14 protein-coding genes are annotated in these 24,964 nt (G+C 35.0%); 13 read left to right on the top strand and 1 reads right to left on the bottom strand.

Annotated elements, in window-relative coordinates; genetic code table 11:
• Positions 1-4: 4 nt before the first annotated feature.
• The 8 genes from ACE38O_RS00565 to ACE38O_RS00530 all read left to right on the top strand — a co-directional run bounded on the left by ACE38O_RS00565 (position 5) and on the right by ACE38O_RS00530 (position 6,428).
• Positions 5-574, top strand: coding sequence for a hypothetical protein (locus tag ACE38O_RS00565; protein WP_374698706.1), 570 nt, complete (start codon positions 5-7; stop codon positions 572-574).
• A gap of 13 nt (positions 575-587) precedes the next feature.
• Positions 588-1,778 carry a phage tail sheath subtilisin-like domain-containing protein gene (locus ACE38O_RS00560; protein WP_374698705.1) on the top strand — a complete coding sequence of 397 codons (1,191 nt, stop codon included), beginning with the start codon at positions 588-590 and terminating at the stop codon, positions 1,776-1,778.
• The gene (locus ACE38O_RS00555; protein WP_374698704.1) at positions 1,778-2,281 is read left to right on the top strand and encodes a phage major tail tube protein; all 504 of its coding nucleotides are present in this window, start codon (positions 1,778-1,780) and stop codon (positions 2,279-2,281) included. The genes ACE38O_RS00560 and ACE38O_RS00555 overlap by 1 nt, the downstream gene beginning before the upstream one ends.
• A gap of 16 nt (positions 2,282-2,297) precedes the next feature.
• Positions 2,298-2,549: a phage tail assembly protein gene (locus tag ACE38O_RS00550; RefSeq protein WP_374698703.1), complete on the top strand. Its 252-nt coding sequence runs from the start codon at positions 2,298-2,300 to the stop codon at positions 2,547-2,549.
• Positions 2,550-2,661: 112 nt separating this feature from the next.
• Positions 2,662-4,833, top strand: a complete 2,172-nt coding sequence (locus tag ACE38O_RS00545) for a phage tail tape measure protein (protein WP_374698702.1) — start codon at positions 2,662-2,664, stop codon at positions 4,831-4,833.
• A 3-nt stretch (positions 4,834-4,836) separates the two neighbouring features.
• Positions 4,837-5,253: a phage tail protein gene (locus tag ACE38O_RS00540; protein WP_374698701.1), complete on the top strand. Its 417-nt coding sequence runs from the start codon at positions 4,837-4,839 to the stop codon at positions 5,251-5,253.
• Positions 5,231-5,437 carry a tail protein X gene (locus tag ACE38O_RS00535; protein ID WP_264685331.1) on the top strand — a complete coding sequence of 69 codons (207 nt, stop codon included), beginning with the start codon at positions 5,231-5,233 and terminating at the stop codon, positions 5,435-5,437. The genes ACE38O_RS00540 and ACE38O_RS00535 overlap by 23 nt, the downstream gene beginning before the upstream one ends.
• Before the next feature lies 1 nt (position 5,438).
• A complete protein-coding gene (locus ACE38O_RS00530; RefSeq protein ID WP_341824330.1) occupies positions 5,439-6,428 on the top strand; it encodes a phage late control D family protein in 990 nt (329 codons plus the stop codon).
• Here ACE38O_RS00530 and ACE38O_RS00525 read toward each other — a convergent pair.
• On the bottom strand, positions 6,394-6,921 hold the full coding sequence (locus ACE38O_RS00525; RefSeq protein WP_374698700.1) for an ankyrin repeat domain-containing protein: 528 nt from the start codon (positions 6,919-6,921) through the stop codon (positions 6,394-6,396). The genes ACE38O_RS00530 and ACE38O_RS00525 overlap by 35 nt on opposite strands.
• Positions 6,922-7,052: 131 nt before the next feature.
• On the opposite strand from ACE38O_RS00525, the gene ACE38O_RS00520 reads away from it, so the two are divergent.
• The 5 genes from ACE38O_RS00520 to ACE38O_RS00500 all read left to right on the top strand — a co-directional run bounded on the left by ACE38O_RS00520 (position 7,053) and on the right by ACE38O_RS00500 (position 24,955).
• The gene (locus ACE38O_RS00520) at positions 7,053-7,277 is read left to right on the top strand and encodes a hypothetical protein (protein ID WP_065094365.1); all 225 of its coding nucleotides are present in this window, start codon (positions 7,053-7,055) and stop codon (positions 7,275-7,277) included.
• Positions 7,278-7,286: 9 nt separating this feature from the next.
• Positions 7,287-8,204: a patatin-like phospholipase family protein gene (locus ACE38O_RS00515; RefSeq protein ID WP_374698699.1), complete on the top strand. Its 918-nt coding sequence runs from the start codon at positions 7,287-7,289 to the stop codon at positions 8,202-8,204.
• A 100-nt stretch (positions 8,205-8,304) separates the two neighbouring features.
• Positions 8,305-15,522 (top strand): SpvB/TcaC N-terminal domain-containing protein, encoded by a 7,218-nt coding sequence (locus ACE38O_RS00510; protein WP_374698698.1) that lies wholly within the window; start codon positions 8,305-8,307, stop codon positions 15,520-15,522.
• Positions 15,523-15,945, top strand: a complete 423-nt coding sequence (locus tag ACE38O_RS00505; protein ID WP_374698697.1) for a hypothetical protein — start codon at positions 15,523-15,525, stop codon at positions 15,943-15,945.
• Position 15,946: 1 nt separating this feature from the next.
• Entirely contained in the window at positions 15,947-24,955 is a 9,009-nt protein-coding gene (locus tag ACE38O_RS00500) for a neuraminidase-like domain-containing protein (RefSeq protein WP_374698696.1), read from the top strand.
• Positions 24,956-24,964 lie beyond the last annotated feature (9 nt).

Raw genomic sequence — 24,964 nt, 5'->3', positions numbered from 1 at the left:
AAGAATGCCTATTTATATTCGCTTTGAAAACAACAGACAAGTTGAAACAACAACTCTGGAGAATCAACCAGAGGGGAATGATTGGCAAGAAGCGCCAGAGAATTTTAATTGGCAAAAAAGTTATTGTTTAACTGAAGGAGGAGAAGTTGTTCAGCGTAGTGAAAAGGATATTGAAGATGAGTTATTACAAAATGAGAAATCTGCTGCACTTTCTAGCCTTTCTCGCTATTTTAATAGCCATACTTACAAATATGCAGGATATTCTCACCAAAAGGCTAAATCTTATGACTTTCAAGCGAAAGCTGCAGAAAAGATATTAGCTGCACCAGAGTCTATCGATGAAAATGATTCTGCACTTATAGAGCCTCTTGCAAAAGTTCGTGGTATTACAGTAATTGAAATGGCTAGACTCATTCAAGAAAAGGCAACAAAAGCAACGAAAGCAATAATAAAGTGTGAAGAGCTTGAAGATACTGCTAAAAGCAGAATAAAACAAGCAAGAACTCAAGAAGAGCTGAGAAATTTTTTAAACAGCTTTGAACAGGAAATACAAAATTCTCTAGCCAATTTATAAAGGGGGAAAAGAAATGACAGAAAGTTTTTTACACGGTGTCAATGTGATTGAAGTAACTTCAGGCACACGCACGATTCATGCAGCAAAATCATCAGTTATTGGCCTGATTGGTACAGCACCAAGCGCAGATGAGGATGTATTTCCACTGGATAAGCCAGTACTTATTGCAGGCAGCCAAAAAGAAGCAGCAAAGCTTGGAAAAACCGGAACACTTTTGCCAGCAATAAGTGCAATCTTTGATCAAGTAGGTGCTACTGTTGTAGTGATTCGTGTTGCAGAAAGCGAAAACACTGATCCAGAACTAAAAGCAAGTGAAACGCTACAAAATATAATTGGTGGAGTTGATGCAGCAACAGGAGAATATAAAGGTATAAAAGCTTTCCTCAGTAGTGAGAGCAATGTTCACGTAACTCCAAGAATACTTATTGCTCCTAATTTTACTCATGAATTACCTAGCTCAGATAGTAGAAATCCAGTAGTTGCAGGGTTAATTGGAATAGCAGAAAAACTAAGAGCAATTGTTGTTGCAGATGGACCAAATACTAATGATGCAGAAGCAATCAAGTGGCGTAAAAGTGTTGGTAGCCCTCGCGTTTATGTTGTTGATCCTTGGGTAAAGGTTTTTAATGAAGAGGAAAAAATTCTACCTGCTAGCCCATTTGTTGCAGGACTGATTGCTAAAATTGATAATGGGCATGGATTCTGGTGGTCACCTTCAAATCAGGAGATTAATGGTATTGTTGGTACTGCCAGACCTGTTGATTTTACACTTGGTGATGCAAACTGCAGGGCTAATCATTTAAATGAAAATGAAATTGCAACGATTATTCATCAAAAAGGATATAGACTATGGGGCAATAGAACTTGCTCTAGTGATGCAAAATGGGCATTTTTATCAGTAAGAAGAACAGCTGATTTAATTAACGATAGTCTTCTTCGTGCACACCTTTGGGCAGTCGATCGAAACATTACTCGTACATATTTGGATGATGTAATTGAAGGTGTAAATGCTTACCTTGCACATTTAAAAGCAGTTGGTGCTATTCTTGGAGGAAAATGTTATGCAAACCCAGACTTGAATACTCAAGCAAGTATTGCCGATGGTAAAGTCTACTTTGATTTCAACTTCACTCCACCTTATCCGGCTGAGCAGATTACTTTCCGCTCACATTTAATTAATGATTACATTGAGGAGTTAATATAATGCTACCAAAAATTTTAAAGAATTTTACTGCCTTTGTTGATGGCCGAGGCTATGCAGGGCGTATCGATGAAATCAGCTTACCAAAACTTGCAATTAAAACTGAGGAATATCGCGGAGGTGGAATGGATATACCAGTCAGCATTGATATTGGTATGGAAAAACTTGAAGCAGAGCTCACTTTTGCTGAATATGACTCTGAGCTCTTTAGACTTTTCGGATTGATAAACAATAATGCAGTCTCTCTTACTTTACGGGGAGGATTACAAGGAAGTAATAGTGAAGCTGAATCTGTAGTAGTTAACTTAAGAGGGCTCTTTAAAGAACTTGATTTTGGTAACTGGAAGGCTGCTGAAAAAGCAACACTAAAATGTATAATTGCTGCCAACTATTATAAGCTTACCATTGATGGCAGAGAATTGATTGAAATTGACGCTGAGAATATGATTCGCAAGATCGATGGTGTTGATCAAATGACTTCTATGCGCACAGCTTTAGGAATTTAACTAAAAGGGTAAAACAATGCAAAAAATTAAATTAACTGGACCAATAAAAATCGATGGAATTTTAGTTTCAGAGATAACTCTACGCCGTCCAAAAGTTCGAGATCGTTTAGCTGTTGAACGTATGGGTAATAGTGATGCAGAGAAAGAAGTAGCACTGATTGCAAATCTTGCAAGTATTTCAAGAGAAGCAGTAGAAGAATTTGATTTAGCAGACTACAATAAGATTCAAGCAGCATTACAAGGTTTTTTGTCTCAGCAGAAGACTTGAGGCTGAGCGTATTATCGCTTAGCTCAATGGTTGGTGGTGGAATCAATCAGTGGCTTGATATGGATATTGAAGAATTTATTACGTGGTTTGAAAGTAGCGGAAAATTATACAAATGAAGGCAATTTCTATAGTAATTGGAGCAACACTGCAAAGCAGTTTTAATAGTACGATAGCAGGTAGTACGAAGCAGCTTTCTCGTATTGGTAGTACGATAAAACAACTTGAATCATCAAGTAAATCAATATCCAAGTTTAAAGAGCTCAGCCACGATGCTCTGCTTGCTAGGCGTTCTTGGAATGAGCTAGAAATAAAAACAAAATCTCTGGCTAAACAGATAAAAAATGCAGAAGCACCAAGTAAGAGCCTGCAAAATGAATTTACAAAATCTAAAGCTGCAGCACTGAAAGCTAAAACAGCTTATTTACAAAAAAGAAGTGCTCTCCACCATTTACGCACGGAGTTCAGTAAAAGTGGTAGAGATATAAAATCTCTTATTGGAGACCAAGCTAAACTTGGCTCTTCTATTGAAAAGCTTAAAAATAACTATACGGCTTTAAATTCCGTAATGCAAAAACGTAAAGGAGTTTTAGCGCAAAGAGCAAATTTTAGAGCTCAAATGATGGATGCTGTAGCACTTGGCCTCACACTTGCTGCACCACTTAAGGCTGCAATTAGTTTTGAGAGTGCCATGGCTGATGTAAAAAAAGTTGTAAAGTTTGAAGATACAGATGTAAATGGCTTAACAAAACTTGGGGAAACATTAAAGGAAATGTCGCGTATAATTCCGCTATCTGCAGCAGAACTTGCGCAAATTACTGCAAGTGGTGGTCAACTTGGTATTAAAGCTAAAGATCTTACGACTTTTACAGACACTGTGGCCAAGATGGCAACTGCATTTGATATGTCAGCAGAAGAGGCAGGAGATGCTATTGCTAAACTTTCTAATATTTATCAAATTGAAATTGGTGAAATGGCAAATATTGGTGATGCAATAAATCATATTTCTGATAACACTGCAGCAAAAGCTAAAGACATTATTCCTGCGCTAAACAGAATCGGTGGTACAGCAAGGCAATTTGGTTTAACTGCAGTAGAAGCAGGAGCTTTAGCAAGTAGCTTCATTAGCCTAGGTAAAACTCCTGAAAAAGCAGGTACAGCAATTAATGCAATGCTCAGTAAGTTGCAAACAGCAAGTAAGCAAGGTGGCAATTTTCAAAAAGCTTTTCAGCAGCTAAAAATAAATGCTAAGGAATTTGAAAAAGCAATTGGCAAGAATGCACAAGGCACATTAGTTAAGTTTTTAGAAACAGTTGCAAAATTAGGTAAGCAAGAGCGTTCTAGTGTTCTCTTTGATCTCTTTGGCCTTGAATATCAAGATGATATAGCACTACTCATTGGTAGTCTTGATGAGTACAAAAAATCTTTACGATTAATAAACGAGGAATATAAGGGCTCAATGCAAAGGGAGTTTGAAAACAGAGCAAATACTACAGCAAATAACCTTCAGTTACTTAAAAACTCAATGGCAGAAGTGGGAATGAATCTTGGTTCTGTATTATTACCACCTTTAAATTTTACTGTTAATCTTCTGAAGTCAGCAACTACACAAGTAGCACTTTATGCCAAGGAGTATCCAGTACTGACTACAGTGATCATGAGCATGATTACTACGTTGATTAGCATTAAAATAGCAGCCATATCTCTTGGATATGCTTGGACTTTTGTAAAAGGTTCCTTATTGGCTCTTTTATCTACTTGGAAAGTGTTTGGATCTGTTATTACTTTGGTAAAAATAGGTCTTTCTGCAGTTTTTCCAGCAATAATTGCTGGATTTAAAGCATTGACAATTGCCGTAATGAGCAACCCTATGGGGCTGATTATTGGTGGTCTTGCTGTTGCTGCAACTTTGATAATTACCAAATGGCAAGTGGTGAAGAACTTTTTTGTTACTATCTGGGAATCAGTAAAAATTGTATGGAAATCTTTTTCTGATTGGGTAGGAAAATTTTGGAATAATATTACTCAGCCTTTTAAAACAATCAATAATCTGTGGAGCAAAAAAAATGAGGCTGAACTAGAAGTTAAGTCTGTAAATAACGTTGTAAGCAATTCTCTTAAGCACCCCATTGCAGCGCACAGTAAGACTGTAGAGAACAGAACGCAAAGTAATCACTTCAGTATCAATATTCATCCAAGCCCTGGACAAGATGCACGTAGTATTGCTGATGAAGTAATGGAGCGAATTAGAGAGCAATTTAGTGGCGCACTTTATGATACAAATTGAATTATGTTATTTCTTGGTCCATATAGATTTTCATTAACTGAGCGAGGTTTCACACGCAGGAATGAATATCGCTGGCCTGCACTTGAGCGTATTGGAGAAAAGCCGTTGCTTCAAAGTATTGGTCCTGGAGAGGATATTGTTGAGCTTGCAGGGGTAATCTATTCAGGAGGGCTGAAGCAAATAAATAATATGCGAAATTCATCAAACCCTTTCTTACTCATTGATGGCCAAGGTAACATTTTAGGCCATTTTGTTATCGTGAAAATAGAAGAAACGCAGAAATATTTTTTTCCAAATGGTGAACCAAGAAAGATTGAGTTTCACTTAAGTTTGAAGCACTACGATAACGTGTTGTTAGATGGATCACTAAATAATCCCGTTGACAATATACAACTTGATGATGATGTACTACAAAACTAAAGAAAATGATATGTTAGATTTGATCTGTTGGAAGCACTATGGATTCAGCTCAGAAGCAGTTGAGGTTGTGTTAAGAGCTAATCCTGGACTTGCAGAGTATGAACTTCTTCCTGCAGGCTTAATTATTAAATTGCCTGTCATTCAAAGAACGATACAAAAGCAAGTAGTAAAACTATGGGATTAAAATGACACCAGACTTTAGTATTTCAGTAGAAGGCATTTCCATCACTGAGTTGATAAAAAGTCGGTTAGTATCAATGCATATTACTGATGAAGCTGGAGTAATAAGTGATACTGCTGTAATTCATCTTGATGACCGTGATTCATTATTTGAGATTCCTAGAACTGGAGCAAAGCTGAATATTTTGCTTGGATATAAGGAAACTGGCATTATGCCGATGGGAGATTACATAGTAAATGAAATTACGATACAAGGTCCACCACAAGCACTAAAGATTAAAAGTCATGCAGCAGATTTGAAACAGTCTTTAAAGGAACAAGTATTTAATGAGTGGCATCAAATTACTTTAAATGATTTGGTGGAAAAAATTGCAGGTAACCATGGCTATAAAGCTAAAGTTGCTGCAGAGTTTGCAAATATCATGATATCACATATTGATCAGGCTGCAGAGAGCGATATGCATTTTTTGACCAGGCTTGCTCAAATTTATGGAGCAATAGCAAAACCTGCTGGAGGATATTTACTTTTTGTTTCAAAAGGGAAAGCAAAATCAGTTACCGGAAAAACTTTAAGCACTATTACTTTAACACCTAGAGATATTACAAGTTGGCAAGTAAGATTTAATGAGCGTAATCAATATGGCTCGGTTATTGCCTATTGGTATGATTATGAGAAAGCAGAGACGATGACGGAAAAAATGGGTAATCAGGAACCAAGCTATATTCTACGAGATATTTATGCAAATAGTGATTTGGCGCAAAGTGCAGCATCTGCAAAATTAAATCAGCTGATGAGTGGTGCAGCAACACTAAATATCACAATGCCAGGGAGTCCTGAATTATTTGCCGAAGCAAAGATCAACCTTTTGGGGTTTCACAAGGGAGTTTATGGTGAATGGATAATAAATAAGGCTGAGCATGTGATTGATAACCTGGGTTATCGTACTATCATCACAGCTGCTATGGGAATAATTGATAGTGAGAAAGTAAATTGATAATTTCCTCATAAATATCTTCTTTATTATTGTTTAATTCCTCTACAGCAAGATCTAAAGGAGTTTTTTTATCTTTGTTTTTAGCAAGAGGATTTGCTCCATTTTGCAGTAGAAATTTAGCAATTCCCAGATGTCCTTTTTGTGCAGCATAGTGCAAAGCTGTCCAGCTAAAAGCGTCAGTAGTATTTACATCAATGCCCTCTTCAATTAGAAATTTTACAACTTCTAAACAATCTCCGCTTGTGGCATAGTGTAATGATGTTGCACCAAAATAATAGGTATCATTGATATTTACTGTGTTTTTTACTAAGGATTTTACGTTATCCAAATTGCAACTTTCAGCTGCAATGCGTAATGCTATTCTATCCTCACTAGTTGTTTTACTTTTTATTGGTATGTTTTTTGAAGGTTTAAAGTGCTGAAACAAAAAGATAGCACATATTATTGGTATTATCGAGTTTATTAATAACTTTCCAAGAAGGCTAGATTTCATGTCTCTTATATTATTTGCATCGCTTGTTCAGTGCAACCAATTAACTTTATTTTAGAAAAGATTTTTTGGACGTAATTTTGATGAATCTTGTATATATCAATAGGCAGCTATTTGTGCAAGAGAACTTTAAGATGAAAAACCAAAGTACAGGAAAGATCCCTGTAGCAGTAATTGCTACTATGGTGATACAAACAATAGCATTTATCTGGTGGCTGGCCAAACTCGATTTAAGAGTGCATATGCATGATAAATTTATAGAGCAAAATCAAAGGACTACAGAAATCATCTATCGCCTTGAAGAAAGGGTCAAAAACCTTGCTGAGGAAGTTAATGAACTTGAGCAGAGACAAAAATAACTATAACAAATGACAAAGTACATTTTATCTGTAGATGGAGGAGGAATTAGAGGAATAATTCCTGCCATTATTCTAGCAGAAATTGAATCTAGAACAAAAAAGCCAATTTCTCAAATTTTTGACTTAATGGCAGGAACCTCAACCGGTGGGATTATTGTTGCTGGACTTTGTAAAAGCAATAAACCTCAATACTCTGCCAATGATTTAGTTGGACTTTACCAAGAGTATGGAGCTTATATCTTTCAATCATCATTTTGGAGAAAATCAATTGCTTCTTGGCTGAGTGGTTCTCAGTACTCGTATAGAAATATGGAATTTATTCTCAACAAATACTTTGGTGAAAGTACTATGGCCGATGTTGCGAGTAATCTACTGCTCACCAGTTATGACATTCACAATAGTTGTGAATTTTTCTTCAAAAGTTGGAAAGAAAAAAACATTAAGTTGAAAGATGCACTCAGAGCTACAACAGCTGCTCCAACGTACTTCACACCAAAACGTCTGAAAATTAGCCAAACAGAGAGAGTATTGATAGATGGCGGAGTGTTTGCCAATAATCCAGCGGCTTGTGCATATGCAAGTGCTAAGAGGTTATTTCGAAATGATGAGATTATACTGCTATCAATAGGCACTGGTGGAACAGATAGAAGTATAAAGTATGCTAACTCAAGGAGATTTGGAAAAATAGGGTGGGTCAAGCCACTACTGAATGTGATGTTTGCCTCTGGATTGGATTGCGTTGATTATCAACTAGAGCAAGTAATAGGTAGTAGATATATACGAATACAATCACAATTGCAAGTAGCATCAGCTGAGATGGATGATATAACATCTAAAAATATTAAATGTTTGCAGCAAGAAGCAAAGGCAATAATAGAAAGTCATCAAAGAGTAATTGATGATTTTTGTGCTATCAAAATAATATAAGTTTAAGGCAAGACTTTTTTGATAAAAATAATTTGGACGTTTTTTTTACCAATCTTGTATATATATAACATAAAAGCGCGTTTTCACGCAATCAAATCAAATGGAACATAACAAAGATACTTCACAAAAGTCTACTATTGAGGCCAAAAAGCTTGAACTACCAAAAGGTGGTGGAGCGATAAAAGGAATAAGCGAAGCTTTTGAAGCTAATTCGTTCACTGGTACTGGGTCCTTCTCAATACCAATTCCACTTCCAACGTGCCGTAATTTTTCGCCTTCTTTAAGTGTTGATTATAGCTCTGGTGGTGGTAATGGAGTATTTGGTGTAGGGTTTAATGTTTCAATAGCAAGTATTATCAGAAAAACATCAAAAAAAATTCCAACTTATGATGATGAAGATATTTTCGTACTTACAGGAGCAGATGACTTGGTTGCGATTAATCAAACAAGTAATAGCGAATATGACATTACTTATTATAAGCCGCGTGTTGAAGGATTATTTGCTAAAATAGAACGCTTGATAAGTAAAAACGACAATACGGTTCATTGGCAAGTTACCAGCAAAGATGGGAATATTTCCATTTATGGCAAAGATAAACAAGCACAAATCTATGATCCAAAGAGTAATAGCCGCATAGCAGAATGGTTACTTGAAGAATCAAGAGATGTATATGGAAATAAAATATCCTACTATTACCGCTCCAGCAAAGTAGAACAAGGTAGCGGCAGAGTAATTGATCGCATTACTTATGGACATAATAAAGAATTAAAGTACAACCATTTTGAAGTTCTGTTTGATTATGGTAAAAACGATTTTACCAGCCCGATAGATAAAAAGTACAACGAAGAGAGAAAAGCTATCATCCGCCCGGATCCATTTACCTCACACATTACAGGGTTTGCAGTTAGAACTGAACTCTTGTGTCGAGCGATAAGGATTTACCATCGATTTGATGAGCTGGGTAGAGAGCCAACATTAATAAATGGAACGTACTTTGATTACGACGAAAAACCAACAATTACGTATTTAAGAGCGGTAAAACAAGTTGGCTATTATGAAAGAGGAGAAAAAAGATTTACTAAGACTACGCCAATTCTAGTTTTTTCTCATACCAGCGATGATTCTACCTACATTTCAACAGTTTCATCGGTAACACTCAAGAAACCATCTAAACAGCTTTTGCAGATTTTAAAAGAACAAGATTTTGTCTTTTCAGAACAAAATGCAGAAATTTCTGAAGAAAACTCAAATTGGAGAATCAAAGACAGTGAAAAAACTCTTGTCATAAAAGAAAAAGGAAATTTTTTAGACCTTCACAATTCAAATAATAGAAACTCTTTTAAACCGGTAAAAATTCAAGGGTTTGCTGGGTACCTAAATGACCGAAGATTTCAATCGGTAGATCTATATCAAGAAGGTATTGAAGGAATATTATATAACGATGGCAACACAATCCTTTATTTCAGACCAAATGGTGATGGAGAGTTTGCTCAAGCTAAACTACTGGAGCGTTTTCCATCGCTGCTTCGTAAAACTACTTATTCACTGACGAGCTTAGAAGGTAACGGTGAGTTACAGCTTTATGTGAATGAAAGTGGTTTTCAGGGTTACCATGATTTTGATGGTAATAGTAAATGGAGTGAATTTAAGCCTCTTGAATCGCAAGTAATCAACTTGAGCAGCGAAATTCAAGAGATGATAGACGTCACAGAAGATGGAAGAACTGATATCGTAGTATTTGAAGGAGAAAGCGTTAGAGTATATCCATCTGCTGGTAAAAAAGGATACAAAAAAGCTATTTACAGTAAAGCGCCAAAAGACTTGCCAAATCAACGTGCCAGTTCAGAGAGTACTTTAGTACGCTTCGCTGATATGTTTGGTGATGGTAAGAGCCATCTAGTTAAAATAGAAAATGGTAAAGTAGAATGTTGGCCAAATCTTGGTTATGGTAAATTTGGCGAGAAAGTTACATTTAAGAACGCTCCATATTTTAGGGATGGATTCAATGCGAAAAGACTTTACTTTGCTGATATTGATGGTTCTGGTACTACAGATTTAGTTTATGCAAATCACAATAGCTTAGATATCTACTATAACAACAGCGGTAATTCTTTCAGTAAACCAGTAACTTTGAAATTACCGGTAGATTACAATCATATTGGTCGAATTGAGTTTGCTGACATTCTAGGGAATGGTACCAATTGTTTGCTTATTAGTTATCTTGATCAAAACTTAAAGTTACAACATTTATACTATGATTTTTACAATGGAGTAAAACCGCACTTACTGAAGCAAATAGATAATAATATGGGTAACATTACCCGTCTTCATTATGCAGCTTCTACTAAGTTTTATTTAGAGGATAGAAAAGAAAATCGCCCATGGGCAACAAGTCTGCCATTTCCAGTACAAGTAATTGAAAGAATAGAAACGATAGACAACATAGTAGGAAGTAAACTTACCAATAAATATCGCTATCATCATGGATTTTATGATTACACTGAAAAAGAATTTCGCGGATTTGGTTTTGTTGAAACCTGGGATACAGAAGATTTTTCCAGTTCTGACCAAACTGAAAGAGAGCATTATGTTGCTCCTATTTATACCAAGACTTGGTACCATACTGGAGCTTATAAAAAGGCAGAAGATTTAGTTGAAAGTTATAGAAAGGAATTTTACCAAGGAGATAGAGAAGCGTTAAAAATAACACCGCAAGTGTTTGATGAAAATATCATCTCAATAGAGGATAAAAGACAAGCATACCGAGCTATTCAAGGGCAAATGTTAAGACAAGAAGTATATGGTTTGGATGAAAATCCTGATCTTTATCAGCATCCATATTCGGTAACAGAGTCCAGTGCTTGTGTAAAATTGCTACAATCTAGTACAAACAGCTCTCATAAAGTATTCAAATACGGAATTTTCTTTGTGAATTTACAAGAAACTATCAATTACCATTATGAAAGAAATTGTTGTGATCCACGTATTCAGCACGACTTTGTTTTAGAAGTTGATGAGTATGGTAATGTCATTAAATCAGCAAGTATTACTTACCCTCGTAGAATAGAGCCAAATAATTATTCAGAGCAGCAAAAATTACATGCCACTTTAGAACGTAATTTTTACGTTAATAATACTAAAGAATTTTACTTACTTGGAGCTCTCTATAAATCACAAGCTTTTGAGATCGGTGGCCTAAGAGTTGCAGTTAGTGGTTATACTAATATTAATGACTTAAGGACTCACGTAACACAGTCCTTGCAAAATACGATAAAATTTGAAGAGAACTTAAATTATACGAGTCCACAAGTAAGACTCTTAAGTGAAAGTCATAATTACTTTTGGAATAAAGAACAAACTAAAAACTTAGCACTTGGCTTAGTAACTCAGCAAGCACTTCTCCACCATACTGAAGCTATAGCATTTTCAGATAGCCAAGTAAAAGAAGTATTTGCCGAAAAAATCGCGTCTGATCAAATGCTAAAAGACCTTGGCTATAAAAAAACTTCTGACTTTTGGTGGGCACCAAGTCCGACACAATACTATTATGGTAGTGATAAATACTATTTACCTGAAAAAGTAATTGATGTTTTCGGTAGCGAAACAGCAGTTATTTATGATCAGTATAATTTACTGCCAATAAAGACGATAGTAAAAGCAACTGAAAGCTCAAATTATGAAACTACTGTAGAATATGATTATCAACGTTTAACGCCAGTAAAACTAACTGACCACAATGATAATGTTTCAGAGATTATTTTAAATCCACTGGGAGTGGTAATTGCTACTTCAGTTTATGGCACCCAAAACGGGGAAAAGAAAGGTGATAAACCACTACTTGAATATCAAGTGAGAAAAAATCCAAATTTTGAAGATGTTTTAGGCACAGCAACAGGAGCAAATGGTCCTGAGTATTATTTACAGAATGCAACTAGCTTTTTTTATTATGATTTAGATAGCTGGAGAAAAAATGGCCAACCTGTACATGTAATCAATCTGCAGAGAGAAACTCATGTTTCAGAAGGAAGTTCGACAAGAATCAGGAGAATTATAACTCACATTGATGGTTTTGGTAGAAACCTTGAGACTAAAATGCTGACTAATGCTGAAACCAGAGAGTGGATAGCATCAGGAAGAGTTGTATATAACAATAAAGGCACGGAGGTGAAAAAGTATGAACCTTTTTATAGTAATTCACCTTTTTATGACCTCGAAGAGAGTGTGCGTAATCAAGGAGTATCTGACACTCTTTATTATGATCCTTTGCTGAGGAATGTTCGCATTGATACGGCAAAAGGGTTTTTCAGCAAAGTAGAATTTGATTCGTGGAGTACTAAAAATTTTGATCTTAACGATACGGTAAAAGATTCAGAGTATTATAAAGAATTTAGCGAAAAATGGAATGGCGCAACTGAAGAAGAAAAAATAGCTTTAAAAGACGAAAAAGATGCACTCAGCAAAGCAGAAAAGCATTATAATACGCCAACCATAGAGCATTTGGATAGTTTAGGAAGAAAGTTTTTGCAGATAGAGATTTTAAGCAACAACGAACAAAGCAATGTAGAATTAAAATCCTACGTCAAACTTGATATTCAAGGAAATGAGCTGGAAAGTGTTGATGCAAGATTTTATGAGCAAAACCAGGGTAAGGAAGAAACTGAAAAAATAAAGAATTTTATTCACATCTATTCAATGTCTGGGCTTTTAAAGAGTAGCAGTATTGATGCTGGAGAAACCTGGAGTTTAGCAAATGTTGCTGGAAGTGCAGTGTACAATTGGGATGGCAAAGGATCGCTTACTTACATAAAATATGATAAATTGCAACGGCCAATAAGAGTAAAAGTTACTGATAAGGACCTAAATTTAAATGGCAATGTCGTTGAAAGATTCTTTTATTCTGAGAATACTCAAGATAAGGCTATCAATCGTTATGGAACGCTTATTGCTCATTACGATCAAGCAGGATTAACTGAAGCTAAAGAAAATGATTTTAAAGGTCAGATATTAAAAAGTAGCTACATTCTGAGGAAGAATTATAAACAAGAAGCAGACTGGAAAGATGTTGAAAGTATCGTGACAACTCATGCAGATCTTGAATCAGAAATATTTAATTCAAGCATAAAATATAATGCAATTGGTGAAATCATTGAAAAAACAGATCCACAAAATAATACTCATAGTCCAATTTATGATATAGCAGGAAGAGCAAAACAAATTAAATTTAAGAAGCAAGGAGAAAATATAAAAACCTATGTTTCAGACATTATCTACAATCCTAAAGGTCAGCGTACATCTATTAGCTATGGCAATGGTGTTATTACCAGCTATAGCTATGATCCGAAGACATTTAGATTAACTGAACTTAAAAGCGTCAAAGAACAAAAAAAATTACAGAGTATCAACTACACGTATGACCCTGTTGGTAATATTACTACAATGGAAGATGAGTCTTATAAGACAATTTTTCCAAATAACAAGAGTATAGATACTAAGTCAGATTATCACTACGATTCACTTTATCGGCTAATTCAAGCAACAGGAAAAGAACATCCAGCACTGAGCAAAAAGGAAGAAATTATTACACCGATTCCGCATCTAAATAATCAAAATGCGATTAGTAACTATACTGAGTATTATGACTTTGATTATGGAAGTAACATTACGAAAATTAGGCATAACGGAAAAAATAGTTCCACTAAAGAGTTTTACATCTCAAATAAATCCAATCGTAGTTTGCCAATAATAGATAGAAGATCTGTCAATGAAAGCAATATAGATGAGAGTTATGATGAAAGGGGTAATTTACTTAAGCTTCATGGTTCACAAAATTTGCATTGGAATTACCGAGATAACATAGCTTACGTTGATATCATAACTCGCCCAAGTGGTAAAAATGATAGTGAATACTATGTTTATGACAGTAGTGGACAACGGGTACGAAAAGTTACTGAAACTTATCAGAATAATGAAGCTAATCATACTAAAGTAGAAAAAATTTATTTTGGTGATATTGAGGTTACGAGAACTTATCAAGAGAGTGGCTTAATTAAAGAAAAATACACTGTTCATATTGCAGATGATAAAAGTAGAGTAGCATTGCATCATTATTGGACAAAAGGAACACCTGATGAAACTAGAAATAGTCAAAGTCGTTATCAGCTCAGTAATCATTTAGATTCAGTAGCTTTGGAATTAAATGATAATGCTGAAATCATGAGTTATGAGGAATATCTGCCGTTTGGTGGTACAGCTCTGATTGCTGGTAAAACAGCTCGTGAAGTTACAGAAAAAGAATATAGGTATTCAGGGAAAGAAAGAGATGATAGCACAGGTCTTTATTACTATGGTATGCGTTACTATGCTACCTGGCTTGCAAGATGGATTAATCCTGATCCTGCTGGAACTGTGGATGGATTGAATCTTTATCAGTTTGTGAAGGGTAATCCTGTTAACAGTGTTGATATTGGTGGAATGGTAACAGGAGAAGGAAGGCCAAAGAGAAAAGCTGCAGAAGCAGGAATAGAACAAATGAATAAAATGTTTGAATTGTTTGGGCCATATACAGAAAGCAATAAAGAGAATGAAAAACCATTCAATCAAAAAGAGGCAAGAAAAAGATACCCTATGGAAACTGGTTCAGATTCTGAAGCAGAAAATATTATAAAAATAAAAGGAAAGAGAGAAAGAGAAACAAAAATTCGCAAGTCTGAAAGTCATGTGCTGTCTCGATTTGAACATTTTCTCTATGCAGGTGCTATTGAACAAAAACTTAGTACAACAAGAGATTTGCTTGTACCTAATCCTGTTGTACAAGACGATCGGAAAAGTGGTTTTGGAGAAGAGGGAAATAAATATGATGATGGTAGCTCTGCTCCTAAGATGAATTGGTCTCATACTGTTGCGCTAGGTGTTAAAGGTAATTCTAAGGGTCTAAGCGAACTCCTTTTAAAGGTAGCTCATACTCAATTACAACCAAAAAAAGATAATCTTACATTCGGAAAGAACATTGATAGTGTTCAAAAGAATGCAGGGTTAACATTGCTACGGCAGATTGATTTTTCTCAAGGTGCAAGTCCTGATAATGTAAAACTAGCTAATGAAATAAAAAAACTGTATATAACAGCGGTTGGTGGTGAAGAAAATCCTTTAGCAACACTTTTAGTAAAACATGATGTTAAATCAGTACTTGAAAAAGCCAAAAACCGTTATCTAGAAAAGCAACATCAGAATGTGGAGCAAGAAAAAAGGATTGCAGCAAATGATAATAATCTGGTTAGTAGTTCTAATCAAAGGAAAAAAAGAGCTCCTGGTGGATAAATGAGTCTGAATAACCTCAAAAACATAAGAGTTTTTACAATCAAAGGAGAAATTACGATGAATGAAAATACAATTAATGATTCTCAATTTCGCTTAAAGAAGATGGGAATAGAAAGCGTTGAAGAAGCTGAGAAATTACTCAGCTTTAAAAATGAAAATGATGAGTATTTATATGACTCAGCATTTAAAATAACAGATTTATGTGATGATGTCTTTGTTGAGAGGGTAAAAGATACAATCACAGAGCAGGAAGCTAAAGATATTTACCAGAAAGCGCTAAATAGAAGAGAATTCGTCTCTCGGTATATAGAAAATGCCAGAGAAATGACCGAACCACATTACCGAGCACTACGAGTTTGCAATATTGATCATGATACTGCAGAGAAGTGCGACGCAATTATACATAGTTTACAAGGGGAATAATATGACAACCACAAGTACTAATGCAGATAGCAACATAGTTGAAGATATATTTAAAACTAAGGATGGTTATAACGAATGTGACCATTGCCAGTCAGTTTTAAGTCCTGCAGCTTACTTTGTTAAGCTAGTTGAGACTATTGAAAAGTATATTCCAGGGCATAAACTTAAAGAACGTCGTCCTGACTTATTTGAGCTTCCACTAGATTGTAATAGCACTAACAAAACAAAGTTATACCTAGAGATTGCTAATGAGATAATGGGGAAGAATCTAGATAGGAAACTAGGTGGCAATGCTCTACAGAAGTTAGCAACAGCTAAATATCCATTTAATCTGCCTGCTAATTTTCCTTTAGCTAGCATACGCGCTTATCTCGAAAAACAAGGCATTACTTTAGCTGACCTATATAAGGTGCTAAAACCAGAAGCTAATAATGTTGCAGAATCTTTAGGCCTTTCTCCAGAAGAATATGATCTTATCACTTCTACAAATTCTAACTTAAGCGAAGTTTATGGTACAAGTGAAAGTGAACTTAAAAACGTTGAGAAGTTCATTGCTCAAACTAATATAGACTCTGATAAATTAGAGCGGCTAATTGACTGCTATAACAGAATTGATCCTGCCAATAAGCTAAGTATCAATTCTGGTAATATAGATAACATTGATCAGGCATTAGGCTTTCTACATCGCTTTATTCGCCTTGCAAATAAACTTGGCTGGTCATTTGACGAACTGAGTGGCGTACTGATTGCTGTTGATAATAGAAAAATAAAAGAAATCGATGCAAATTCTTTAAAGGAGATAAGCAGAATAAAAAACTTACAGGAAAAATTTAAGAAGCCTTTGAGTGAGGTATGTAAACTGTACCAAGATGCCTCTATATCAATAGAAGCCAGTAAAAATAAAGAAGATGCTAGTAATGCAGCAGAATCTCTATTCTTTTTACAAGGAGTAAAAGAATCAGACTTAAAGAAAATTTATGGTATAGAGGAACCTTCTGAACCATTTAAAGAAGAAAATTTTGATGAATTCATTGCAAGAACTGGAGTCAAACGTCAGGAAGTGGAATGGCTGCTTGATAACTATAAATCTACTACTCATAGCAAGAAAGCCAAGAAACAAGAAAAAATTAGTGTTAAAGAGCAAAAGTTTCTACACAACTTTACTCAGCTTGCTGGGCAACTAAAATTGTTATTTGGTAAGTTAAACGCGCTAATTGCAGTGTTACCAAGTGAATTTAAGCTTAAGGATTTAGTTACAAACACAGATAATAGTACTATACTAAAGAAAATTTGGAATATTAGTGATAACGAACTCATTTCTTTGGTCAACTATAACGATGAAGTTTCTGACAAAATTGGAAAATCATTAATCTCAGAAGTACATAAGCAAATCCTGCTAGCAAGGTTGATGAATATATCAACAGCAGAAATAGTACAAATTTTACTGCAGCTAAACATCACTGATCTAAATCTAGATAATATAGAGCGTATTTTTGAATTAAATAATTGGCTAAATAACAATTCTATTACCATTGAGCAATTAAACACATTGATCAACTCTTCTGCACTTTCTCACCAGCATGTAAAGGAGATAAATGAGATAGAGGAAGAAATAGAAAAGAATCAAGAATTAGAAATCAGAAAAAGGCTAGACTCGTTAGTGAGTCACGCTGAGCTTACTGGCGAGTGGAAAATACAAATAGAAAAAATACTGGAAGAATCAGAAATCAAAAAATTAAAAAACAAAGAGAAATTAGATGCATTGATGAATAATTCTACACTTTCTGTGGATTGTAAAACGAAAATAAAAGGTATATTGGAAGAATTAAAAAGCAAAGAAAAATTAGATTCGCTAATTAATGACTCTACACTTTCTGAAGAATATAAAATAAAAGAAATAATAGAAAAAACAGGAAACAAAAAACTAACAAGCAAGGAAAGGTTGGATGCATTAATCAATGATTCTACACTTTCTGAAAAATGCAAAACAAGAATAAGTGAGGTAATAGAAGAACGAGAGAATCTTCATAATGAAATACGTAAACATTTTAACGTAAGCTCTGACGTATTAGCCGCAGCTCATCAATTTACAGAAAAGCAGCCAACAAATTTGCAGTTATTAAGACTTGAGTCTCCAAATAAAAATATTGTTCATGATGTAGGTATAATTGGCAACAAGGCCGTTTTTCTTGGAAAGAGTGAAGTACACAGCAAAAATTCTGTAGAGTCTTCAATGCGTGAACCACGAGAGAACGTAGCAGTAGCAACAATTGGCACGAAGACTATTTTCTTTTGTGGTAAAAAAAGTGAAAATGAATACTCACGAAAAATAGACATCTACGATGAAGAAGCCAAAAGCTGGATAACTGAGGCAGCCAGCGAGGCACGTGATAGTGCTGCAGTTGCTGTTGTTGGCAACAAAGCTATTTTCCTTGGTGGAAATAAAGATAATAGACGATGTTCATTACAAGTAGACGTCTATGATAATGGCGTGTGGACAAAACATACAGCCAGTGAAGCTCGCTCAAATGCTTCGGTTGCCGTAGTTGGTGAAAAAGCCATTTTCTTTGGTGGTAAAATTAATAAAACAAGATCAAGTGCGATAGATATATATAATAATGGAGAATGGGTAAATCGCACAGATACAGCTAGTGAAGCACGATCAAACGCATCAGTAGCTATAATTGATACGAAAGTTATTTTCTTTGGTGGTAGTAAAAGTGATAACCAATGTTCTTCAAAGGTTGATATCTATGATAGTAAAGCTGAAAAATGGACAACGCATACAGTTAGTGAAGCTCGTGAAAATGCATCAGTAGCTGTGGTTGATGGCAAAGCTATTTTCTTCGGTGGTAAAGTAGGTCAAACGAGATCTAATAAAATAGATATTTATGATGCTAAAACTGAGAAATGGATAGAAGTTCAACACGTTGCCAGTGAAGCACGTGATATGGTGCAAGTTGCTGTAGTTAATAAACAAGCTATTTTCTTTGGTGGAAACAAAGGAAATCAAGAATATTCTAAATATATAGACGTCTATGATGGCGCTACTGATAGCTGGAAGTTTACAGGTGAGATTAGCAGAGCGCATAACAACGTATCAGTAGCTGTAATTGGTACAAGGGCTATATTCTTTACAAAGGAGATGGATAATAGAATTGCTGGCCAAGTATATATTTACGACTCTACTGGTTATTCTGCAAATAATTCTATAGCTAAAAACTGGACAAGACGTATTGCAAAAGGAAATGAAATGCATGACGATTTGCTTGCAGAAATCACGAGTAGTGCAAGGTTCTCTGGAAAAATAGATATTTATGATAATATAGTTAAAACTTGGAAGACTGTTGATGTTTATAAGCCTAGTGAATGTACTTCGATAGACATTCGAAATAATAAAGCGATCTTAACTTGCAAAGATTCATCTGGAAAAACATATAAAGAAACGTACTCAATAGACTTATCTATAACTTACGATGCAATGATTGAAGAACTTCTAAATAATGTTGCAGTTTTTACAACATTTAAGCTTAGTGCAGAAGATATAAAAAGCATTACATGTCATTCAAATATTTATGGCCTAAAAGCAACATGGACAGAGAAGCAGATTAAAACCCTTTCAAATCATAAAGCACTGCAAGATGCTTTTTCTGGTAATGAACTTACTCTTTCACAATATGTAGAATGGCTACATGACAGTTATGATGAAAGCAAAGTCACAGAAAAAATAACGCAGCTTACTAATTGGGACAAAAAGTTACTAAGTCAAATCAAAGAAATTGATGCTTTTAAAAAATGTTTCAGTAAAGAAAATCATCCTATAGACTCTTTGCTAAAAATTAAGTCTCTTGTAGATATGGCAGAACGAACAGGTATTGATGGTCAAATTTTGCTAGAACTAAAAGACTTACATAATTTGCTATCATCTACTGGATGGAATAAGTACAATAACATTGAAAGGAAACTACGGGAATCGCTAAGTTATGTAGAGGGAGTGAAAGAACATCTAGAAAATCAGAAGCGCAATATCCTATCAAACTATATGCTGTACACATATTCTGAGGTCAAAAATAAGAATATGCGAGGTCTGTATGCGTTCTTATTGATTGATGTTGAAATAAGTGACTGCTCAAAAATCTCCCCACTTAAAGCAGGGCTAAATAGCCTTCAGCTATATATTCATCGTTGTATATTAGGGCTAGAAGAAGGAGTAGCAGTTAATTCTGAATTAACTGAAGAAATGTGGGACTTATTAGATAATTATAGAGAATGGGAGGCAACTAAGAAAATTGCATTATACCCTGAAAATTACCTCAACCCTACGCTACGTAAATCTGCAACTGCAGAATATAAGGTATTACAAAACACTTTAATGCAAGGTAATCTTACAGATGAAGAAGCAGCGAATGCATATATTAAGTATTTTGAGGATTTTGCACAGCTTGTGAATCTGCAAATAGTAGATACCTATTTTATAAGTGAAAAGAACGAGCTATATATTTTAGGTCGAACAATAGCAGAGCCTTATACTTACTATTATCGGGTTGGTAATTTTGAAGATGGTAAAACCGGAAGCCAACAGATTTGGGAGGCTTGGCAGAAAATTGAAGCACAAGTACCAGTTAGTATAGCAAGAATAGTCCATGTATTTGGTAGGATATTTGTTTTTTGGCTACAAAAGACTGAAAAGGAAAAACAAGTTGAAAATGTGTCAATTAATGATTCTACTTTGGCTGTGCATTATATGTTTAAGAAAGCAGATGGCAGTTGGTCAGCTCAACAAAAGTTGCCATTTGATGTTGAGGTAGATGAAAAGTGTGAATCTCACATAAGACAATATTTTTCTTCCAGGAATTGGGAGAAAAGTCAGCAAGAGTTGTGTGAAAGTTGGAAAGCGAAGGATCAAGAAACAAAAGTAAATTATAGCAAAAATGGTGAATGGACTACAGATAGACCTGTAGAAGAGGCTATAGAATATTTTAAAAGTAAGGTCAAAAAGTGGGATAAAGATATAAAAGATAAGGTAAAAGAGTCAAAAGATATAAAATTTAATGGTAAGCTGAAAGTAGCTGTACAGAATAGTGAAATATTAATTTTATCTTGTGAAGACGGTTTTCAAAATAGTAAGTTTATTCTGAAAGAGGACCTAACATCAGAAAGGTCCTATACGCGTTACTTTAATAGTATGAACAGCATTGCAGAGGCAGAAAAAAGTATAAAAGAATTCTACGATAAGAAAAAGGAAGAGGAGAAGAAAGTTGTTACACGCCAGATAAATGAAATGCAGAAAAAAATAGATAAAAAGAAGGCAAGAGAGAATGATAAGCAAAGTGAGTTAATTAGTTTAGAAAACAAAAAAGATAGCGAGAAAAGGAGTAAAGATGCGTTACAAAGCAAGGTAAATTCTGTAGAACAAGATATAAAAGAAAAGAGAAGATTATGGCAGGATATAGAGAATTTAAAAGTAAAGTTGAATAATTTATTTCCGCATAGATCAAGTGATTCATATGAAGAAGCAGCAGAGAGAGGCAATTTACGAGCAGTAATAAATAATTTGAAACAAGAGCTAACACAGCACAAGCAAAATGTAGAGAGTACAAATGTAGAATTACAGCAAGAGTTAATAACACTAGAAACGGAAACGGCAACTTTGATCAATAACATAGCTAAGCTAGCAACAGAGGAAACTGTGGATGATAACTTACAGAGAAAAACAAAAGATATAATAAAACGGTTAAGTGATTTACAATTACAAGAAGCACAGCTAGATCCACTAGAGGAGTCAGGAGAAAAAGGGAAGTTTCGAGTAGCTGCAGATAATTTGAAACAAAAGTTAGCACTACTCAAGCAAAGTACAGAAAGCAAAAAAGTAGAATTGCTGAAGCAGCTAACAGAGTTAGAAACAAAAGTGACAAATTTGGAAAGTGAGATAAACAGATTGCAAGAGCCAGAAAAAACTATAGAGGTATTAAAAAAAGAGAAGGGTATATTAGAGGAAAGTATAAAACAGCATGAAAAAGAGATAAAGAAGTTAGATGATGAAATAAAAAAGTATGAAAAAGAAAAAGAGTATCTTAAGAATGTAATATCACAATTACAAAAAGATAAAAAAGAAATAGAAGACGTTAATAATAAAGTTGCTGAACAGGAAAGGCATAAGCAATTGGATGGAAAAAGAGATAAAGAGATAAAGTTAGTAAGAGAATTAATTATTCAAGAGAAAAACGATAACGTAGATCAAAGTAAATACAAAAGCATAGAAATTTTTAATTTAATCAATAAGTCATATAAAGAAGCTTACATTAAGGGATCAGAAGCAATCTTAGCACCAGAGGAGCAGCCAAAAGACTGCTATTTTTATGGATTTTACGGGATATATTTATGGGAAATATTCTTCCATATTCCAACACTGGTTGCATATCTTTTCAACCAGGAGCAGAAGTTTGCTGAGGCACGCAGGTGGTATCAATACGTCTTCAATCCTACCAATACGGGCTGCAATGCATGGCAATTTCTTCCCTTTAAAACTAAATGCGGAAATTCATATGGTAATGAGAAGTGTGATAGTGGAAAGTTAATAGATTTACTTGATCCGTACAAAGAGGCTGACAAGAAAAAGATCTCTTATGAGAAGTATGTAATAATGTCATACGTGGATAATTTAGTCGATTGGGGGGATATGCTCTTTTCTAAAAATTCATGGGAAGGAATTAACCAAGCAACGATGCTTTATATAAGAGCTTGGGACCTTCTTGGAGAAAAGCCCAAAAAGAAAGGAAAGTTCAAAGCTGAGCCTGAGAGTATATGTGAGTTGTCGAATAATAAATATGACATATGTAAAATAGAAGCAGAAGCTCCGAGAGATACTGTTCAAAATACACGCAATAGTTCTAGTGCTGCTGTAGTTGATCTCACTACATATTGCAGTTATTTCTGCACTCCAGAAAATAAAGATTTTATTGCCTTGTGGGATAGGATTGAAGATCGCCTTTATAAAATAAGACATTGTATGGACATCAAAGGTAAACGTTTAGAGCTTCCTTTATTCCAGCCACCAATTGACCCAAGGCAATTAATCAGTGCTGCAGCTGGAGGAAGTACTGTAATGCTGCCAAAAGCTCAAGTGTCTCATTACCGTTTTAAGTACATGATTACTTATGCTAAATCAATTGCTGATACTGTTACTCAAATTGGTTCAGAGCTATTAAGCGTTTTAGAGAAAAAAGATGCTGAGGCACTTAATTTACTTTACAACAAACAAGAAGCTACAATGGCTAACTTGATGACAACCATTAAGGAAAAATCCATTGAAGCATTAAAAGAAGAGGCTAAGGCACTTAATGCAAGTTTGAGTAGCGCAAAAGACCGAAAATCTCATTATGAAAAATTAATTAATAAAGGGTGGTCTGCTCTTGAGATTTCTTCCATGGCTACGTCTGTAGCATCAACAATTACATTAACTGCAGCAGGTATTGCTAGACAAGTCGCAGCACCAATACACCTTATCCCTACAATATTTGGCTTTTCTTGTGGAGGTTTTCAACCTGGTAGCTCTGCAGATTCAATAGCACGTGGGCTTGAAATATTTTCTAGCGTGGCTGGTGCTCTTTCACAGAACCTTAGTACTTCAGCAAGTTATGAAAGAAGAGCTGAAGATTGGGATTTACAGAAGATTGTGGCCGCCCATGACGTTGATCAGATCGGCTATCAAATAGAAGCAAATAAAATAAATCAAGCAAACGCTGTACAAGACCTTAAAGGTCATAAAGAATCGATAAAACAAATTAAGGAAAAAGGACAATTTTTCAGAAGTAAATTTACTAATCAAGAACTCTACAGCTGGATGAAAGGAGAGCTTAAAAATTTATATATTAGGGTTTATAGACTTGCACTAGAAGTTGCAAGGCAAGCTGAAAGGGCTTATCAGTATGAGATTGATAACGGCAAAGCGTTCATTCAACCAGGGCACTGGAATAGCTTAAAAGAAGGCCTACTTTCAGGGCAAAAGTTAAAGTTTGAACTTGAGCAACTTGACAAAGAGTACCATGATACCAATGAAAGAAGGTTAGAAATCACTAAAGTAATCTCACTTAAATCTCTTGATCCTATAGCACTTCATGAGCTTAAAACTAAGGGAAGCTGTAAATTCTCCTTCACGGAAAAATTATTTGACCTTGATTTCCCTGGTCACTATGCTCGTAAGATTAAAGATATAAAGATTACTGTTCCATCAGTAGTTGGTCCTTATGAAAATGTTCATGCAAGTTTGCAACAAACAAGTAACCAAGTAGTGTTAAAAAGCGATGGTGCAATAAACGCAATTAAATACTTAGTGAACCCAAGTGAAGAAGAACAGCCTGAAACTGATCTTTTAAGAGTTAATTGGAAGCCAAATCAAGAAATTGCTATCTCAAAAGCTGATCAAGATAGTGGTCTTTTTGAACTTAGTTTTGGTGATGAACGTTACTTACCATTTGAAGGCACAGGTGCAGTTTCTACCTGGGAATTAAGCCTTCCTCAAGCAACCAATAGGTTTGATATTAGTACTATTTCTGATGTGATAATTCATTTGGACTATACAGCTCTAAATGGAGGTGAGGTTTTAAGTCGTCAAGTAAAAAATCTTGATCAAATAAAGTATTATCAAGGCACGTTCATTGTCAATCTAAGTGCGGTCTACCCAGAAGAATGGAACAAGTTTAAACAGGCAAACGGGCAATCTTCTGAGTTAAAGTTCAAGCTATTTCCTGAAATCTTCCCTATTTATGTAAAAAATCCAGAAGTTGATTTAAATGATGGTAACAATATCTGTATCATACCTGCAACGCCAGATGCAGATAAAATAACTATAAAATTGGATAACTACAACTGGGAACGTAATTCTAAAAAGATTGTTAATCCTTCACTTACAATTGGCACTGACTGGAATATTCAAGTCAACAATGCAGATATAAGTAAACTTGAGGAAATCATAATTATGGTTCCTTATAAAGCAACGATTAACTGGTAACTTCTATAC

This window comes from Wolbachia endosymbiont (group B) of Limnophora tigrina, from assembly GCF_964263235.1.
Lineage (GTDB): Bacteria > Pseudomonadota > Alphaproteobacteria > Rickettsiales > Anaplasmataceae > Wolbachia.
Note: the sequence above shows the minus strand (reverse complement) of the source record. Positions and strands in the feature narration are given on the sequence as shown.

Excerpts from the sequence above, each read along its gene's own strand:
- ACE38O_RS00565 (WP_374698706.1), top strand. The coding sequence starts at position 5 with ATGCCTATTTATATTCGCTTTGAAAACAACAGACAAGTTGAAACAACA.
- ACE38O_RS00560 (WP_374698705.1), top strand. The coding sequence starts at position 588 with ATGACAGAAAGTTTTTTACACGGTGTCAATGTGATTGAAGTAACTTCA.
- ACE38O_RS00555 (WP_374698704.1), top strand. The coding sequence starts at position 1,778 with ATGCTACCAAAAATTTTAAAGAATTTTACTGCCTTTGTTGATGGCCGA.
- ACE38O_RS00550 (WP_374698703.1), top strand. The coding sequence starts at position 2,298 with ATGCAAAAAATTAAATTAACTGGACCAATAAAAATCGATGGAATTTTA.
- ACE38O_RS00545 (WP_374698702.1), top strand. The coding sequence starts at position 2,662 with ATGAAGGCAATTTCTATAGTAATTGGAGCAACACTGCAAAGCAGTTTT.
- ACE38O_RS00540 (WP_374698701.1), top strand. The coding sequence starts at position 4,837 with ATGTTATTTCTTGGTCCATATAGATTTTCATTAACTGAGCGAGGTTTC.
- ACE38O_RS00535 (WP_264685331.1), top strand. The coding sequence starts at position 5,231 with ATGATGATGTACTACAAAACTAAAGAAAATGATATGTTAGATTTGATC.
- ACE38O_RS00530 (WP_341824330.1), top strand. The coding sequence starts at position 5,439 with ATGACACCAGACTTTAGTATTTCAGTAGAAGGCATTTCCATCACTGAG.
- ACE38O_RS00525 (WP_374698700.1), bottom strand. The coding sequence starts at position 6,921 with ATGAAATCTAGCCTTCTTGGAAAGTTATTAATAAACTCGATAATACCA.
- ACE38O_RS00520 (WP_065094365.1), top strand. The coding sequence starts at position 7,053 with ATGAAAAACCAAAGTACAGGAAAGATCCCTGTAGCAGTAATTGCTACT.
- ACE38O_RS00515 (WP_374698699.1), top strand. The coding sequence starts at position 7,287 with ATGACAAAGTACATTTTATCTGTAGATGGAGGAGGAATTAGAGGAATA.
- ACE38O_RS00510 (WP_374698698.1), top strand. The coding sequence starts at position 8,305 with ATGGAACATAACAAAGATACTTCACAAAAGTCTACTATTGAGGCCAAA.
- ACE38O_RS00505 (WP_374698697.1), top strand. The coding sequence starts at position 15,523 with ATGAGTCTGAATAACCTCAAAAACATAAGAGTTTTTACAATCAAAGGA.
- ACE38O_RS00500 (WP_374698696.1), top strand. The coding sequence starts at position 15,947 with ATGACAACCACAAGTACTAATGCAGATAGCAACATAGTTGAAGATATA.